The sequence below is a fragment of the Streptomyces sp. NPDC015242 genome (genome assembly GCF_043079125.1).
GTDB lineage: Bacteria > Actinomycetota > Actinomycetes > Streptomycetales > Streptomycetaceae > Streptomyces.
This window is the reverse complement of sequence record NZ_JBIBUF010000005.1, coordinates 563,214-578,649: the sequence shown is the minus strand read 5'-3', so window position 1 is coordinate 578,649 and position 15,436 is coordinate 563,214. Positions and strand designations below refer to the sequence as shown.

10 protein-coding genes are annotated in these 15,436 nt (G+C 72.0%); 9 read left to right on the top strand and 1 reads right to left on the bottom strand.

The genetic code is table 11. The features are described 5' to 3' along the window. Positions 1-505 precede the first annotated feature (505 nt). From ACF07N_RS20210 to ACF07N_RS20185, 6 genes are all read left to right on the top strand, one after another. On the top strand, positions 506-2,464 hold the full coding sequence (locus tag ACF07N_RS20210) for a glycogen debranching N-terminal domain-containing protein (RefSeq protein WP_392114674.1): 1,959 nt from the start codon (positions 506-508) through the stop codon (positions 2,462-2,464). Positions 2,465-2,593: 129 nt separating this feature from the next. After that, entirely contained in the window at positions 2,594-3,352 is a 759-nt protein-coding gene (locus ACF07N_RS20205) for an NUDIX domain-containing protein (protein ID WP_184589838.1), read from the top strand. 138 nt (positions 3,353-3,490) lie between these two features. Then, positions 3,491-5,767 carry an ATP-binding cassette domain-containing protein gene (locus tag ACF07N_RS20200; RefSeq protein ID WP_392114671.1) on the top strand — a complete coding sequence of 759 codons (2,277 nt, stop codon included), beginning with the start codon at positions 3,491-3,493 and terminating at the stop codon, positions 5,765-5,767. A 161-nt stretch (positions 5,768-5,928) separates the two neighbouring features. Further along, complete coding sequence (locus tag ACF07N_RS20195) at positions 5,929-6,816, top strand: FadR/GntR family transcriptional regulator (protein ID WP_383330741.1); 888 nt, start codon at positions 5,929-5,931, stop codon at positions 6,814-6,816. Between the two features lie 426 nt (positions 6,817-7,242). Further along, a complete protein-coding gene (locus ACF07N_RS20190; RefSeq protein ID WP_392114668.1) occupies positions 7,243-8,784 on the top strand; it encodes an RNA polymerase sigma factor in 1,542 nt (513 codons plus the stop codon). 251 nt (positions 8,785-9,035) lie between these two features. Further along, on the top strand, positions 9,036-9,872 hold the full coding sequence (locus ACF07N_RS20185) for a serine protease (protein ID WP_392114665.1): 837 nt from the start codon (positions 9,036-9,038) through the stop codon (positions 9,870-9,872). A 430-nt stretch (positions 9,873-10,302) separates the two neighbouring features. Here the strand turns inward: ACF07N_RS20185 and ACF07N_RS20180 are convergent, their stop codons facing one another. Further along, on the bottom strand, positions 10,303-10,533 hold the full coding sequence (locus ACF07N_RS20180) for a hypothetical protein (protein ID WP_383330733.1): 231 nt from the start codon (positions 10,531-10,533) through the stop codon (positions 10,303-10,305). Between the two features lie 442 nt (positions 10,534-10,975). On the opposite strand from ACF07N_RS20180, the gene ACF07N_RS20175 reads away from it, so the two are divergent. From ACF07N_RS20175 to ACF07N_RS20165, 3 genes are all read left to right on the top strand, one after another. Then, positions 10,976-13,099, top strand: coding sequence for a type IIA DNA topoisomerase subunit B (locus ACF07N_RS20175; protein WP_383330730.1), 2,124 nt, complete (start codon positions 10,976-10,978; stop codon positions 13,097-13,099). A gap of 161 nt (positions 13,100-13,260) precedes the next feature. Next, positions 13,261-13,821 (top strand): DUF485 domain-containing protein, encoded by a 561-nt coding sequence (locus ACF07N_RS20170; RefSeq protein ID WP_383330727.1) that lies wholly within the window; start codon positions 13,261-13,263, stop codon positions 13,819-13,821. Next, positions 13,818-15,410, top strand: coding sequence for a cation acetate symporter (locus ACF07N_RS20165; RefSeq protein ID WP_392114661.1), 1,593 nt, complete (start codon positions 13,818-13,820; stop codon positions 15,408-15,410). The genes ACF07N_RS20170 and ACF07N_RS20165 overlap by 4 nt, the downstream gene beginning before the upstream one ends. Positions 15,411-15,436: the final 26 nt, after the last annotated feature.

The following is a 15,436-nucleotide window of genomic DNA, read 5'->3' as shown; positions in this document are numbered from 1 at the left end:
CGTCGGATCCTCCCGGCGCCGAACACCATCGAGGCGCACAGCGCGCAGAGGAAGCCTTCCCATGCAGCAGCCGACTCCGCCCTCCGCCGCCGACGAACCTCACTCCCCGGCAGCGCCCGCGCCCTCCTCCGAGTCCGGAGCCGGGCCGGGAACCGAGCCCGGGCCCAGGCTCGGGGGCACACCACCTGGTGACGTCGGCCCTTCTCCACGCGCGGCGGCCCCGGCCGACGATTCCGGACCCCGCTTCCCCGAAGCCGCCTCCCAGGCTTTCCGTCCCCCGGGAGAAGGGCCCGAGGCCCCGTTGCCCTCACCCTCGGGTCCGGACCGCTCGTCTGCCCCTTGGGCGGGACAGAACCGCCGGCCTGCTTCCACTGCGGCATTCGGCGCACCCCCGCCACCCTCGGCTCCGGTCCGGGCCCCGTCACCGACGGGGCAGGCACCGCCACCTGCCCGACCCACGGGACAGGCACCCCCGCCGCCTGCCCGCGGGGCCACGGTCCCCGGCATGCGCTGGTCCGCGGACCTGCCCCCGACCCACTCGGTGCTGATCTGTGTCGCCCTTCCCGGTCTGGCCATCTCGGCGGAGGACGGGCAGCTCACCGGACGAGGACTGGAGGGCTTCTACCGAGCCGGCCGGCGCGTGCTCTCGCGGTGCGAGATCCGCGTGGCCGGACGGGAGCCTCTCGCGGTGCAGGCCCGGATGACCGCCGCCGACCGCGCCCGCTTCGTCGGCACGCTCCGCACCTCCCCGCAGGCAGGCCCGGACCCGGACGTGGTCGTGGAACGCAACCGCTACGCGGACGGCACCGAGCGGATCACCCTGCACAGCGCGGCTTCCCGCCCCCTGCGCGTGCCGGTCGAGATCGCCCTGGGCACGGACCTCGCCGACCTGGGGGCCATCGCCTCCGGCACGGCGGGGCCCGAGCTCCCCGCGAGCGTCCACGACTCCGGCCTGCGCTGGTCGTGCGCCACCGGCAACGCCTCCGTCACAGCCGAACCGCCCCCCGCGGACGCCCTCGCCTCGGCAGGACTGCTGCGCTGGGAGTTCGACCTGCCACCGGGCGGCAGCAGAAGCGTGGAACTGCGGGTGCGGCCGGACGGTGCCGGCCCCCTCCGAGCCGTGGGCCGCGCGGCGACCAGCCCGCTCGCGGCGGCACGTGCGGAAGGCGACGATCCCACCGCGCCCGCCCTGCTGCGGACGAGCATCGAGGACCTGCAGGCCCTGCTGCTGCGGGATTCCGACCACCCCACGGACACGTACCTCGCCGCGGGGGCGCCCTGGCGCTGCGGTCTGGCCCCGGCCGACGCGCTCGTCGCCGCCCGCATGGCCCTGCCCCTCGGTACCGGCCTGGCCGCGGGGACGCTGCGGATCCTCGCTCGAAGTCAACTCACCGGTCCGGGAGCGCAGTCCGGGATGATCCCCGGTCAGAGAAGGGACGCGGGCCCGCACCTCCCACCGCAGTGCACCGGGACGGAGGCCACGCTGCTCTTCCCCGTGCTGCTCGCCGAGGCCCGCCGCTGGGGCCTGTCCGAGCAGGACACCGAGGCTCTGCTGCCCGCCGCCGAGCGGTGCCTGACCTGGCTGCGGACCACCGCGGGCGACGGCCCGTACCTGCGCGACCCGCATCACGGCGGTCTCAGCCGTTGTGAGACCCAGGCACACGCGCACCGGGCCGCCCTGCTCGGTGCCGATCTGCTGGACGCCTGCGGACGCACAGGCGGGGATGACCTCAGGCAGTGGGCCCAGGCCTTACGGACCGCGTTCCGGAAGGACTTCTGGGTCGACGACCTGAGGGGCGGCCGGCCCGCGGTGGCCCGTGCACCGGACGGCAGGCCCGTGCCGTATCTGAGCTCCGCCGCGGTCCACCTCCTCGACACCGGCCTCCTGGGCGGAGGAGCGATAGCACCGGGGCTGCTCGACAAGACGCAGACCGAGCACCTCGCGCGGCTGCTCGGCGGCCCGGCCATGGACTCGGGCTGGGGTCTGCGCGGACTGGGGGCGAAGGAACCGGGCTTCAATCCGTTCGGGCACCGCGCCGGGGCCGTACGCGTCCAGGAGACGGCACTCGCCGTGGCGGGGCTGGCAGCGGCCGGGTACGAGAAGGAGGCGTCGTCGCTGCTGCGGGGTGCCCTCACGGCCGCCGAGGCCTTCGACCACCGGCTGCCCGAGATGTACGCGGGGGAGCAGCGCACGGAGGGCCGCTCTCCGCTCCCGCACCCGGCGGCCTGCCGCCCGGCGGCCATCCCGGCGGCCGCCGGCGTCCTGCTGCTGACCACACTCGCCGGCATCCGCCCCGACGCCCCGGCCGGGACGGTCACCCTGCGGCCCGTGCGCTGCGCGCCTCTCGGAGAGATCGGCTTCACCGGGTTGCGGGTGGCAGGGGCCCCGTTCTCCGTGCGGGTCGGCAGGCTGGGTCTCGCCATGGTGGAGGAGGCGGCCGACGGGCTGCAGCTGGGGGTGTGACCTGCCCCTGCCTGTCATCTTCGGACATCGCCGACAGACAGTGGAACGCATTCCGGACCAAGTGGATCAGTAGCCGAAGCGACCGGCGAAGGGAGTGTTTATCGTCAGGCAGACGACTATGATCGCGGCATGCCCTACGACCCGTCAGCGTTTCCGCCCTTCGCCGTCACCGTGGACCTGGTCGTGCTGACCGTGCGCCGCCATGCCCTGTGCGCGCTGGCGGTACGCAGGGGCGAACCGCCGTTCCAGGGGCGGTGGGCGCTCCCCGGCGGATTCGTGCGGGCCGACGAGGACCTGGCGCAGGCGGCGGCGCGTGAGCTGGCCGAGGAGACAGGGTTGCGTGTCCACGACCCGGCCGTTCCCGCTCAGGACAACGGTGCCCACCTGGAGCAGCTCGCCACCTACGGCGACCCCAAGAGGGACCCCCGGATGCGGGTCGTCAGTGTCGCGCACCTCGCCCTCGCACCCGATCTGCCCGCACCCAGGGCCGGTGGCGACGCCAGCAACGCGCGCTGGGCTCCGGTCGAGGAGTTGCTGCAGCAGGGCGGATACGGACGGGACGCCGAGCCGGTCGCCCCGCTCGCCTTCGACCATGCCCAGATCCTGGCGGACGGGGTCGAGCGCGCGCGCTCCAAGATCGAGTACTCGTCCCTGGCCACGGCGTTCTGCCCGCCCGAGTTCACCGTGGGAGAGCTGCGCCGCGTCTACGAGGCGGTGTGGGGCGTGGCGCTGGACCCGCGCAACTTCCACCGCAAGGTGACGGGCACGCCGGGCTTCCTCGTCCCCACCGGCGGGACGACCACCCGCCAGGGCGGCCGTCCGGCGCAGTTGTTCCGTGCGGGCGGTGCCACGCTGCTCAACCCCCCGATGCTGCGCCCCGAGGTGTGAGCGGCGGCGCGGCCGGTGCCGCGCACCCGAACAGCATCAGCCCATGGCCCGTACGAGTTGCCCTTCCTGATCGGTGCAGGCCGTGCGAAGGTCGCCAGGTGCCCGAAAAACCGGACATAGCACGCTATCTTGCTGCGGGTGATCGAGGCCTACGGACTGACCAGCAACCGTCGCAAAGAGCTCCCGCCCGCGGCCGATGACGTCTCCTTCCAGGCGCGCGCGGGCCGCGTCACCGTGCTGCTCGGCGCGCCGGGAGCCGGGAAGTCGACGGTCCTGAGACTCATGCTGGAACTCCAACAGGGCCGCGGCATCGCCTACTTCCGGGGCCGGCCGCTGCATCGCATCGCCCACCCGTCACGGGAGGTCGGCGTTCTGCTCGGAGACGTACCGGGGCACCCCGCCCGCACAGTCCGCGGTCATCTGCGCATGCTGTGCGCCGCGGCGGGGGTGCCGGTGCGGCGGGCCGACGAAGTCCTCGAGGCAGTCGGGCTGGTGAGCCTGCGCGAAGAGCGACTCGGCTCGCTCTCACGCGGCATGGACCGCCGACTCGGCCTGGCCTGCGTCCTCCTGGCCGACCCGCACACCCTCGTCCTCGACGACCCTGCCGATGGACTCTCCGCCCGCGAAGGCGACTGGCTGCACGGCATGCTGCGGGCGCACGCCGCGCAGGGCGGCACGGTTCTGTTCACCACGGCCGACCCCAAGGAGGCCGCACGCAACGCCGACCGTGTCGTCACCCTGGACCAGGGCAGAGTCGTGGCCGATCAGGAGGCCGCCGAGTTCTCACGGACCCGGCTCCGTCCACGGGTCGCCGTGCGCAGCCCGCACGCCGCCCGACTCGCCGCCCTCCTGACCAAGCAGGCCCGCACCGCGCACCGCTCCGTCGAAGTCGTCCGTGAAGACGGCAACCGCCTCTCCGTCTACGGCAGTACGTGTGCGGACGTCGGGGAGACCGCGTTCCGCCATGGCATCGTCGTCCACCAACTGGCCGACGAGATCGGTGACATGGGGCCCGGTGCGGGAGGTGCTCCGGCCGCACCGGGCCTGAGCGGCGCCGCGTCCGCCGGCGCCGCGAGGCGGCGTCCCGCGCTGAGCCCTCCCGCCGCCCTCGACGCCCCGGCGGGCGCGGAGGAGCCGCTCGACCCCTCCAGGCCGGACCAGCCGTCCAGCGAGCCCCCTGAGCGCCCGGAGGCCGTCTCGGCCGACCACCTGGCCGATGAAGCCCCGGCGGCGGCCCGGAACGCCCCCTCCCCATCGCCGGCGCCCTCCCCATCGCCGGCGCCCTCGAAGTCGCCGGCACCCTCGCCTATGCCTCCGCCGTCACCCGCGCCCTCACCGTCACCCGCGCCCTCGCCGTCTTCGGCGTCGACGTCGGCACTCACGCCGCCGTCGCCGGTGTCCTCCGGGACACAGGCACCGGCCGACACCCTGCGGCTCCCGTATGCGGCACTCATGGGTGCGGACTCCTCGCAGGGCGCCCCCGGCACGCCAACACCCCCACCCGTCGGCGGCCCGTCCCCGTCTGTCAGCCACGAACCCCCGGCCCACCGCACCGCCCCACGGTCGACGGGTGCCGTCGGACCCACGGCCGCCCGGACCCTCGACACGTTGCCTCCTCTGCCACCCCCCATCTCCGTCCGCCCCGCCCCGAGCCCTCTCCGGCCCCTCCGGTACGAGATCCGGCGCGCCGCCGGGATCGGTACCGGTTTTCTGACCGGGGCCGTCGTGCTCGTCGTGTCCGCCGTGACCGCCGTCGTGCTCGCCCGCATCGGGCACACCCCGCAACCGCGCCTGCTCGCCGCGTGGCCGCGGGAGCTGCCCCTGCCCCCGGCGGCACTGGGCGCGGGCCTGCTCGGCGCGCTCGCCTTCGGCGACGAGTTCCGGCACCCCGCCCTGGCGGCCGACCGTGGCACCGTGCCCCGCCGGCTGGGGCTGCTCGTCGCCAAGCTGCTCGTCGCCTCGGCCACCGCGCTCGTCCTGGCCGCCCTCACCGTCGGCTGCGACGCCGAGATCCTCTATCTCGTGTACGGACAGGAGCTCGCCCGGGTTCCCGCCGACTGGCTCGCACTCAGTGCCAGTTGGATCGGGCTGGTGGTGGGCTGCGCCTGGGCGGGCGTGCTGGCGGCCGGAGTCTTCCGGTCCACCACGGCCGGTCTCGCCGCCGTGGCCGCCGTGCCCCTGCTCGTCGTGCCGGTCGTACACCAGCTCCTGAACGGACCGTCCGTGCGGACCGCGGCCGGGCTTCCCGCGCGGCTGCGCGAGGCTTTCGCACCACGGTGGCCCTTCGGGGGTGAGCGTTACCTGGAGGCCGCGCTGCGGGTGGTCTCCCAACCCGTCGGCGGGGCACTGGCGTTGTCGTTGTCCGCCCTGCTCTGCGCCTACCTGCTCACCGGCCTGCGGAGCCGCTTCCGGTGACGACTGTCCGTAACCCTTAGTCCGGCCCTGCGCACAACTCCCCGCAGAACGCCCATTTCTTTCCGATAAGGCGTCAATTGCGACGGGGTGAGCGATCACCCTTTCGTGTGCTTTTCACCAAAGACCTCAAGGGAGTTGGAGACGACGCCGACAAAGGATGCGTGAGTACCCTTGCGCACACCATGATGACCGCCGCCCGCTCCGCTGACACCGGCCTCCCGAGCCCGGGCGAACTCGACCGCTACCCCTACGCCGAGGCGCCCGCCGTCGACCGCGTCGGGGCCCCTGCCTGGGACGGCGCGGACCCCGAGCTGGGCCGTGTGGGCCGGCGTGCCGCGGGCAGCCGCGGGCGCGGGCTGCACGGCCAACTCGTTCAGCAGCTGGGGCAGATGATCGTCTCCGGTGACCTGGGTGCCGACCGTCCCCTGGTGCCCGAGGAGATCGGCCAGCGCTTCGAGGTCTCCCGCACCGTCGTCCGCGAGTCGCTCCGGGTCCTGGAGGCCAAGGGCCTGGTCAGCGCCCGCCCCAACGTCGGCACGCGGGTGCGCCCCGTCAGCGACTGGAACCTCCTGGACCCGGACATCATCGAATGGCGGGCCTTCGGGCCCCAGCGTGACGACCAGCGCCGAGAGCTGAGCGAGCTGCGCTGGACCATCGAGCCGCTCGCCGCCCGGCTCGCCGCCGGGCACGGCCGCGAGGACGTCCAGCAGCGCCTCGCGGACATGGTCGAGATCATGGGGCACGCGATGGCCCAGGGTGACGCGCTGACCTTCTCCCGCGCCGATGCCGAGTTCCACTCGCTCCTCATCCAGATCGCGGGCAACCGCATGCTGGAGCACCTGTCCGGCATCGTCTCCGCGGCCCTCCAGGTCTCCGGCAGCCCGGTCACCGGCTGTGACCGGCCGAACGAGACCTCGCTGGCCCACCACGGCCGCATCTGCGACGCCATCGCCACCGGTGACGGAGCCGGGGCCGAGGCGGCGATGCGGCAACTCTTGACGGTCCACCCCGAGGTGGAACGCGTGGTGCCCGCCCCTCGCGAGCACTGACCGCGCTCCACGGGCGGCGCGACCGGGTGTGCCACCCCCCTCCTGTGGCAGCGCCCGCTCGGTGATCCGCCTCCCGTCGGACCCCGTGGGATCCTTGGTGATCCTGCGGGGTCCGACGGCGCGAAAGGGCCGTGCCCCACCGGAGCGGCCGGGCCGGTGCCAGAGGTGTCCTGCTCTGCCCGCATCTGACCGTTTTTGTTCGCTTACGGGGTGTGACTCGGGCCACGCAGATTGGGCGTAACGCTCGTGGGAAGAACGCGATGACCTAAGAGGTGACAGCCGCGGAGGGAATACGGACGCCGTTCACGGCGCTGTGCATCTTCCCGGCCCCCGCCCGCACCGTCGGCCCATCCCCAAGCCGGCGGTCGGCTCCTGTCCCTGTGGACGGGGCCGGAAGCCGTTTTCCAACGTTCCGAGAGGTTGTTCGTGTCGGCCAGCACATCCCGTACGCTCCCGCCGGAGATCGCCGAGTCCGTCTCTGTCATGGCGCTCATTGAGCGGGGAAAGGCTGAGGGGCAGATCGCCGGCGATGACGTGCGTCGGGCCTTCGAAGCTGACCAGATTCCGGCCACTCAGTGGAAGAACGTACTGCGCAGCCTCAACCAGATCCTCGAGGAAGAGGGTGTGACGCTGATGGTCAGTGCCGCAGAGCCCAAGCGCACCCGCAAGAGCGTCGCAGCGAAGAGTCCCGCCAAGCGCACCGCCACCAAGGCGGTCGCGGCCAAGGCGGTGACCACCCGGAAGACCACAGCCCCGGCCACGCCGGCGGCGCCCGCCGCCGAGCCCGCCGCCGAGGAGGAGGCGCCCGCCAAGAAGGCGGCCGCCAAGAAGACCACCGCGAAGAAGGCGGCGGCGAAGAAGGCCCCCGCCAAGAAGACCGCGACGGCCAAGAAGGCCGGCGCGAAGAAGGACGACGTCGAGCTCCTCGAAGAGGAGGTGCTCGAGGAGGCAGCCCCCGGCAAGGCCGGCGAGGAGCCCGAGGGCACCGAGGCGGCGGGCTTCGTGCTCTCCGACGAGGACGAGGACGACGCGCCCGCGCAGCAGGTCGCCGCGGCCGGTGCCACCGCCGACCCGGTCAAGGACTACCTCAAGCAGATCGGCAAGGTCCCCCTGCTCAACGCCGAGCAGGAGGTCGAACTCGCCAAGCGCATCGAGGCGGGTCTGTTCGCCGAGGACAAGCTGGCCAACGCCGACAAGCTGGCGCCCAAGCTGAAGCGCGAGCTGGAGATCATCGCCGAGGACGGCCGCCGCGCCAAGAACCACCTGCTGGAGGCCAACCTCCGCCTCGTGGTCTCCCTGGCCAAGCGCTACACCGGCCGCGGCATGCTCTTCCTGGACCTGATCCAGGAGGGCAACCTCGGTCTGATCCGCGCGGTCGAGAAGTTCGACTACACCAAGGGCTACAAGTTCTCCACGTACGCCACCTGGTGGATCCGTCAGGCGATCACCCGCGCCATGGCCGACCAGGCCCGCACCATCCGTATCCCGGTGCACATGGTCGAGGTCATCAACAAGCTCGCCCGTGTGCAGCGCCAGATGCTCCAGGACCTGGGCCGTGAGCCCACCCCGGAGGAGCTGGCCAAGGAGCTCGACATGACCCCGGAGAAGGTCATCGAGGTCCAGAAGTACGGTCGCGAGCCCATCTCGCTGCACACCCCGCTCGGCGAGGACGGCGACAGCGAGTTCGGTGACCTCATCGAGGACTCCGAGGCCGTCGTCCCGGCCGACGCGGTCAGCTTCACGCTCCTCCAGGAGCAGCTGCACTCCGTCCTGGACACCCTGTCCGAGCGCGAGGCGGGCGTCGTCTCGATGCGCTTCGGTCTCACCGACGGTCAGCCGAAGACCCTCGACGAGATCGGCAAGGTCTACGGCGTCACACGTGAGCGGATCCGTCAGATCGAGTCCAAGACGATGTCGAAGCTGCGCCACCCGTCCCGCTCGCAGGTGCTGCGCGACTACCTCGACTGATCGCGGTCGCACGGCCGGCCACGGCCGTGCGACGCGGAAGGCCCGGCCCCCTCGGGGGGCCGGGCCTTCGCCGTCCCCGCCTCCCCGAACCGGCCAGGACGGGCGGAGGCCGGTGCACCGGGAATGGCGGCCGGTGTCCCGCGGGAACAGGTCGGTGCACCCCGAGTGGCGGCCGGTGTCCCGCGGGTGCGGGGCGCTGCCGGGTGGATCACCCTGGGTGTCTCGCCGACATCACGGAGTGAGGAGTGCGTATGCGTCGTCGCCTGGCCCGAGCCCTGATCCGACCCTTGGTCCTGGCAGCCGCGGCAACCGCCCTGTCAGCGGGTTCCACCGCCTCCGTGGCCGCCGACAGGGGCGTCATAGGGGGTTTCCCGGTCGACGCGTCGCAGAGCCCGTGGACGGTGGCCCTGTCCAGCCGTGACCGGTTCGGAGGTAACCGCGCCGGACAGTTCTGCGGCGGCGTGGCGGTCGGCCGCACCACCGTGCTCACCGCCGCGCACTGCATGGCCGACGGTGTCCTGGGCGGGCCGCCGGAGCGGGTGAGGGACCTCAAGGTCATAACGGGCCGCACGGACCTGCTCGCGGACCGCGGCGGGCAGGAGATCCCGGTCCGTTCCGTCTGGGTGAACCCGGCCTATGACGGGAGCAGCAACATCGGCGACTTTGCCGTGCTCACCCTGGCCCGGCCGCTCCCGGCCGACTCGGTCATCGGCATGGCGGGCCCCGGGGACCCGGCGTACGCGCCGGGGGGAGTTGCGACGGTGTACGGGTGGGGCGACACCTCGGGCGCGGGGGAGTACCCCAGCGATCTGCGCGCGGCCCGGGTGCGCGTGCTTCCCGACGCCCTCTGCGAGGAGGCCTATCCCGGCGGATCCGACGGCACGTACGACGCCAGGAGCATGCTGTGCGCCGGGGAGACGGAAGGAGGCCGGGACGCCTGCCAGGGTGACAGCGGGGGGCCGCTGGTGGCTCAGGGGCGTCTGATCGGCCTGGTGTCCTGGGGGATCGGCTGCGGGCGGGCCGGCAGCCCCGGCGTGTACATGAGGGTCTCGGACATCATGCGGACCCTCGGCTGGGCCCGGGACTGAGATGCGGACCCTCGGCTGGGCCCGGGACTGAGACACCGGTCCGGAGATCACGCCCCGGGGCCGGAGGCCAGGAACGGGGCTGGCCGTGGACGGGCCGATACGAGTACCGGAGTACCGGCCCGGCCCGGCCCGGCCCGGGAGTGACGGACTGGCCCCGCAACGGGCGGAGCCGCCCCGCAACGGCCAACCTCCCCCACGATGGGCGGATCGGCCCCCACGACGGGCGGACCGGCCCTCACAACGGGCTGGCCGGAGCGGGAGACGGAGACCGGACCCGGCGACGGGACCGGATCCGGCGGTCAGAAGTGTGTGAGGCGTCCGACGGGGCCCGTACGGCTTCGTGGTGACGAGGACGGGCGGCTGCCTCTGGGAGAGGCAGCCGCCCGCTCACCGGCCTGTGCCGTGCTGGCTCGTCGTCGGACGCGAAGTGTCAGCGCTCTTCTTCGGAGGCGTTCGCGGGAACGGCCGTGAGCCGCTCCGTCTCGTCCTGTATCTCAGCGGCGATCTTCTTGAGTTCCGGCTCGAACTTGCGCCCGTGGTGGGCGCAGAAGAGCAGCTCTCCGCCGCTGAGCAGGACGACGCGCACGTACGCCTGGGCGCCGCAGCGGTCGCAGCGATCAGCGGCCGTCAACTGGCTCGCAGGGGTCAGAACAGTAGTCACGTCGCCTCTTCTCTAGCTCGACGAGCTGTCGTACCAGGGTCAACATCCAACCAGCCCCAAAACGTTCCCGCTCGTGGCTTTTCCTCGAAAAAATCTTCCGAGGCGGCTGTCTGCTGCCGGTTGGCGGCGAATGTGCCGTATTGCGTGTCTATGTGTCTTACGGGGCTTCGCGTTGTATCGGTGGTCGGTCCTCCCGGCTGGGTTGCCGGTTGTTCATGAGGACGTGCCCGGAGCCTAAATGGTTCATGCCTGGAAGGGAACGTGATGTGGACTTCACTCCATCGAGGGATCGAACAGGCATACGAGTCTGGTCTAGTCTGAGTTTCCCGACGAGGGTGGCGTTACAACGGCTCTACCAGGCCTGGGTACCCTCTCACCGGTGACTGAAGCCGCGCCCTTACCCACGAGGGCCCCATCTGAAATTCAGCGAGGAGCGAACCGCGTGACCGCCGAGACGTCCGTGCCGTCCACAGCTCTGCTGGCAGGAGCAGACCGGGACGGTTCCAACTACACCGCGCGGCACCTGCTCGTCCTCGAGGGGCTCGAGGCCGTGCGCAAGCGCCCTGGCATGTACATCGGCTCGACCGACAGCCGCGGTCTGATGCACTGCCTCTGGGAGATCATCGACAACTCCGTCGACGAGGCCCTCGGTGGTTACTGCGACCACATCGAGGTGATCCTCCACGACGACGGCTCGGTCGAGGTCCGTGACAACGGCCGGGGCATCCCGGTCGACGTCGAGCCCAAGACCGGCCTGTCCGGCGTCGAGGTCGTCATGACCAAGCTGCACGCCGGCGGCAAGTTCGGCGGCGGCTCGTACGCCGCCTCCGGCGGTCTGCACGGCGTCGGCGCCTCGGTGGTGAACGCCCTGTCGGCCCGGCTCGACGTCGAGGTCGACCGCAGCGGGCACACGCACGCGATCAGCTTCCGGCGCGGCGTCCCCGGCGCCTTCACCGGCAACGGCCAGGACGCCAGGTTCGAGGCCGGGAGCGGCCTGCGCAAGGCCAGGAAGATCCCCAAGAGCCGCACCGGCACGCGCGTGCGGTACTGGGCCGACCGGCAGATCTTCCTCAAGGACGCCAAGCTCTCCCTGGAGAACCTGCACCAGCGCGCCCGCCAGACCGCCTTCCTGGTGCCCGGCCTGACCATCGTCGTCCGCGACGAGTACGGCCTCGGCGAGGGGGGCAGCAAGGGCGAGGAGTCGTTCCGCTTCGACGGCGGCATCAGCGAGTTCTGCGAGTACCTGGCCGGCGACAAGCCGATCTGCGACGTCCTCCGGTTCTCCGGGCAGGGCACGTTCAGGGAGACCGTCCCGGTGCTGGACGAGCACGGCCAGATGACCCCGACCCAGGTCACCCGCGAGCTGGACGTCGACGTCGCCATGCGCTGGGGCACCGGCTACGACACGACGGTGAAGTCGTTCGTGAACATCATCGCCACGCCCAAGGGCGGCACCCACGTCGCCGGCTTCGAGCAGGCTGTGGCGGCCACGATGAACGAGGTGCTGCGCGCCAAGAAACTGCTGCGCGTCGCCGAGGACGACATCGTCAAGGACGACGCCCTGGAGGGCCTGACCGCGGTCGTCACCGTGCGTCTGGCCGAGCCCCAGTTCGAGGGGCAGACCAAGGAGGTCCTCGGCACCTCCGCCGCCCGCCGCATCGTGAACAGCGTCATCAGCAAGGAACTCAAGGCGTTCCTGACGTCCACGAAGCGTGACGCGGCCCAGCAGGCCCGTGTCGTCATGGAGAAGGCCGTCGCCGCGGCCCGTACGCGTATCGCGGCCCGGCAGCACAAGGACGCGCAGCGCAGGAAGACGGCCCTGGAGTCCTCGTCCCTGCCGGCGAAGCTGGCCGACTGCCGCAGCGACGACGTCGACCGCAGCGAGCTGTTCATCGTCGAGGGCGACTCCGCGCTCGGCACGGCGAAGCTCGCCCGGAACTCCGAGTTCCAGGCGCTGCTGCCGATCCGCGGCAAGATCCTCAACGTCCAGAAGTCGTCCGTGACGGACATGCTGAAGAACGCCGAGTGCGGCGCCATCATCCAGGTCATAGGAGCGGGGTCGGGCCGGACCTTCGACATCGACGCGGCCCGCTACGGCAAGATCATCATGATGACCGACGCCGACGTCGACGGCTCCCACATCCGCACGCTGCTGCTGACGCTCTTCCATCGCTACATGCGGCCCATGGTCGAGGCCGGCCGGGTCTTCGCCGCGGTCCCGCCGCTGCACCGGATCGAGATCACCCAGCCCAAGAAGGGCCAGGACAAGTACGTGTACACGTACTCCGACCGGGAACTGCGCGACAAGCTCATGGAGTTCCAGAGCAAGGGCATCCGGTACAAGGACTCGATCCAGCGCTACAAGGGCCTCGGCGAGATGGACGCCGACCAGCTGGCCGAGACCACCATGGACCCGCGCCACCGCACGCTGCGCCGGATCAACCTCTCCGACCTGGAGGCCGCCGAGCAGGTCTTCGACCTGCTGATGGGCAACGACGTGGCGCCGCGCAAGGAGTTCATCTCCAACTCGGCGGCCACGCTGGACCGGTCGCGGATCGACGCGTGACGGCATCACCGGGCTCCGCGCCCGCCGGGATCAGGCAGATCCCGGCGGGCGTTGTGCGTTCCCGGCGGGCCCCGTGCGGTTCCGCGGACCGGGTCACCTGATGGGGTGAAGAGCGCGGGGAAGAAGAGTCGGGGATCTTCCCGTTCTGTCCATCCTTGGGCATGCAGTCAAGCAAGGGCCGTCCCCACGGAGTCGGGGCCGGTCAGGAGAGTTCGGTCGAGCGGCTCGACGGTCATGTCCCGGACCCGGCCGGTGAGGCCGGGCGGTTGACGTACGAGGATCCCTGGTACGACGCCCTCGCCTCCGGCTGGGGCGAGTCGGAGGGCGCCGGAACACCCGTCCCGGGGGCGGTGCCCTCGCCGCGCGAGGAGGGCGGGGCCGGCGCGGCGGCGGCCGACGTGTACCTGGAGGTGCAGCACAGCGCGGCCTTCCAGGAGGTGCGGCGGCGCTACCGGAGGTTCGTGGTACCGGCCTTCGCGGCCTTCTTCGCCTGGTACGTGGGCTACGTCATGGCGGCCACGACCGCGCCGGAGCTGATGGCCCGCCCCGTGGCGGGCGCGGTCAACGTGGCGATGGTGGCGGGGCTCGGCCAGTTCCTGACCACGTTCCTGCTGACCTGGGCGTACGCACGGCACGCGCGGCTGCGGCGGGACCGGGCTGCGCTGGAACTGCGCTGGGACACCCAGGAGCTGACGCGCGGCGTGAACGGCGGTGCCTCATGACGGACGGGCACCAGACGCTGGCCCTGCTGCTGTTCAGCGCGTTCATCGCGGTCACCCTGGGCATCACCACCTGGGTGAGCCGCAACCGCCGTGGTTCGGCGGAGGAGTTCTATGCCGGCGGGCGGCTCTTCACTCCCATGGAGAATGGTTTTGCCATCGCGGGTGACTACATGTCGGCCGCGTCCTTCCTCGGAGTCACCGGTCTCATCGCGCTGTACGGCTACGACGGGCTGCTGTACGTCGTCGGGTTCCTGGTGGCCTGGCTGGTGGTGCTGTTCTTCGTCGCCGAACTGGTCCGCAACTGCGGGCGCTTCACGCTCGCGGACGTGGTGGCGGCGCGCATGAGGGAACGGCCGGTGCGGATCGCCGCGGGCACCTCCTCGGTCACCGTGTCCGTCCTGTACCTGGTGGCGCAGATGGTCGGCGCGGGCAGCCTGGTGGCGCTGCTGCTCGGCGGTACCAGCGGGGCGGCGCGGTCCTGGACGGTCATCGGTGTCGGGGCGCTGATGGTCGTCTACGTGTCGCTGGGAGGGATGCGGGCCACCACCTGGATCCAGATCGTCAAGGCCGTCCTGCTCCTCGGCGGCACGATCGCGCTGACGGCGCTCGTCCTCGTGCGCTTCCACGGCGACCTCAACCGGCTGCTGCTCACGGCGGCCGAGCGCAGCGGGCACGGAGAGGCGTTCCTGGCGCCCGGACTGCGGTTCGGCGGCGACTGGACCGCACGTCTCGACCTCATCAGCCTCGGACTGGCCCTGGTCCTGGGGACGGCGGGGCTGCCGCACATCCTGTCCCGCTTCTACACCGTGCCCACCGCGCGGGCCGCACGCCGCTCGGTGGTCTGGGCGGTCGGGCTCATCGGCGGCTTCTACCTGATGACGATCGTGCTCGGATTCGGCGCGGCCGCGATCGTGGGACCGCAGGCCGTGCGCGGTTCGAACGCGGCAGGGAACACGGCGGTTCCCCTGCTCGCGCTCGATCTGGGCGGTGGCGCCGGCAGCACGGGGGGCACGGTTCTCTTCGCGATCGTCGCCGCGGTCGCCTTCGCGACGATCCTCGCCGTGGTCGCCGGGATCACGCTCGCGTCCTCGGCGTCCGTGGCCCACGACCTGTACGCGTCCCTGCGGCGCAGGGGCGGCACACCGCGCAGCGAGGTGGCCGTGGCCCGCCTCGCCGCGGTCGGGGTCGGCGTGGTGGCGATCGCCCTCGGACTGCTGGCGCGGGACCTCAACGTCGCGTTCCTGGTCGGCCTCGCCTTCGCCGTCGCCGCGTCGTCGAACCTGCCCGTACTGGTCTGCTCCCTGTTCTGGCGCGGCTTCACCACCCGGGGCGCCGTCTGGGCCGTCTACGGCGGTCTGGTCCCGGCCGTGCTGCTGGTGGTGCTGTCCCCCGTCGTCTCCGGCAGCCCCGACTCGCTCTTCCCGGGCGCCGATTTCTCGTACTTCCCGCTGCAGAACCCGGGGCTGGTCTCGATCCCCCTGGGCTTCCTCGCGGGCTGGCTGGGGACGATCACGTCGGCGGAGGTGCCGGACGAGGCCCGGCACGCGGAGACCGAGGTGCGGTCGCTGACGGGGGCCGGAGCGGCGTGACAGCGGCCCCCGCGGGCCGTCGGTGC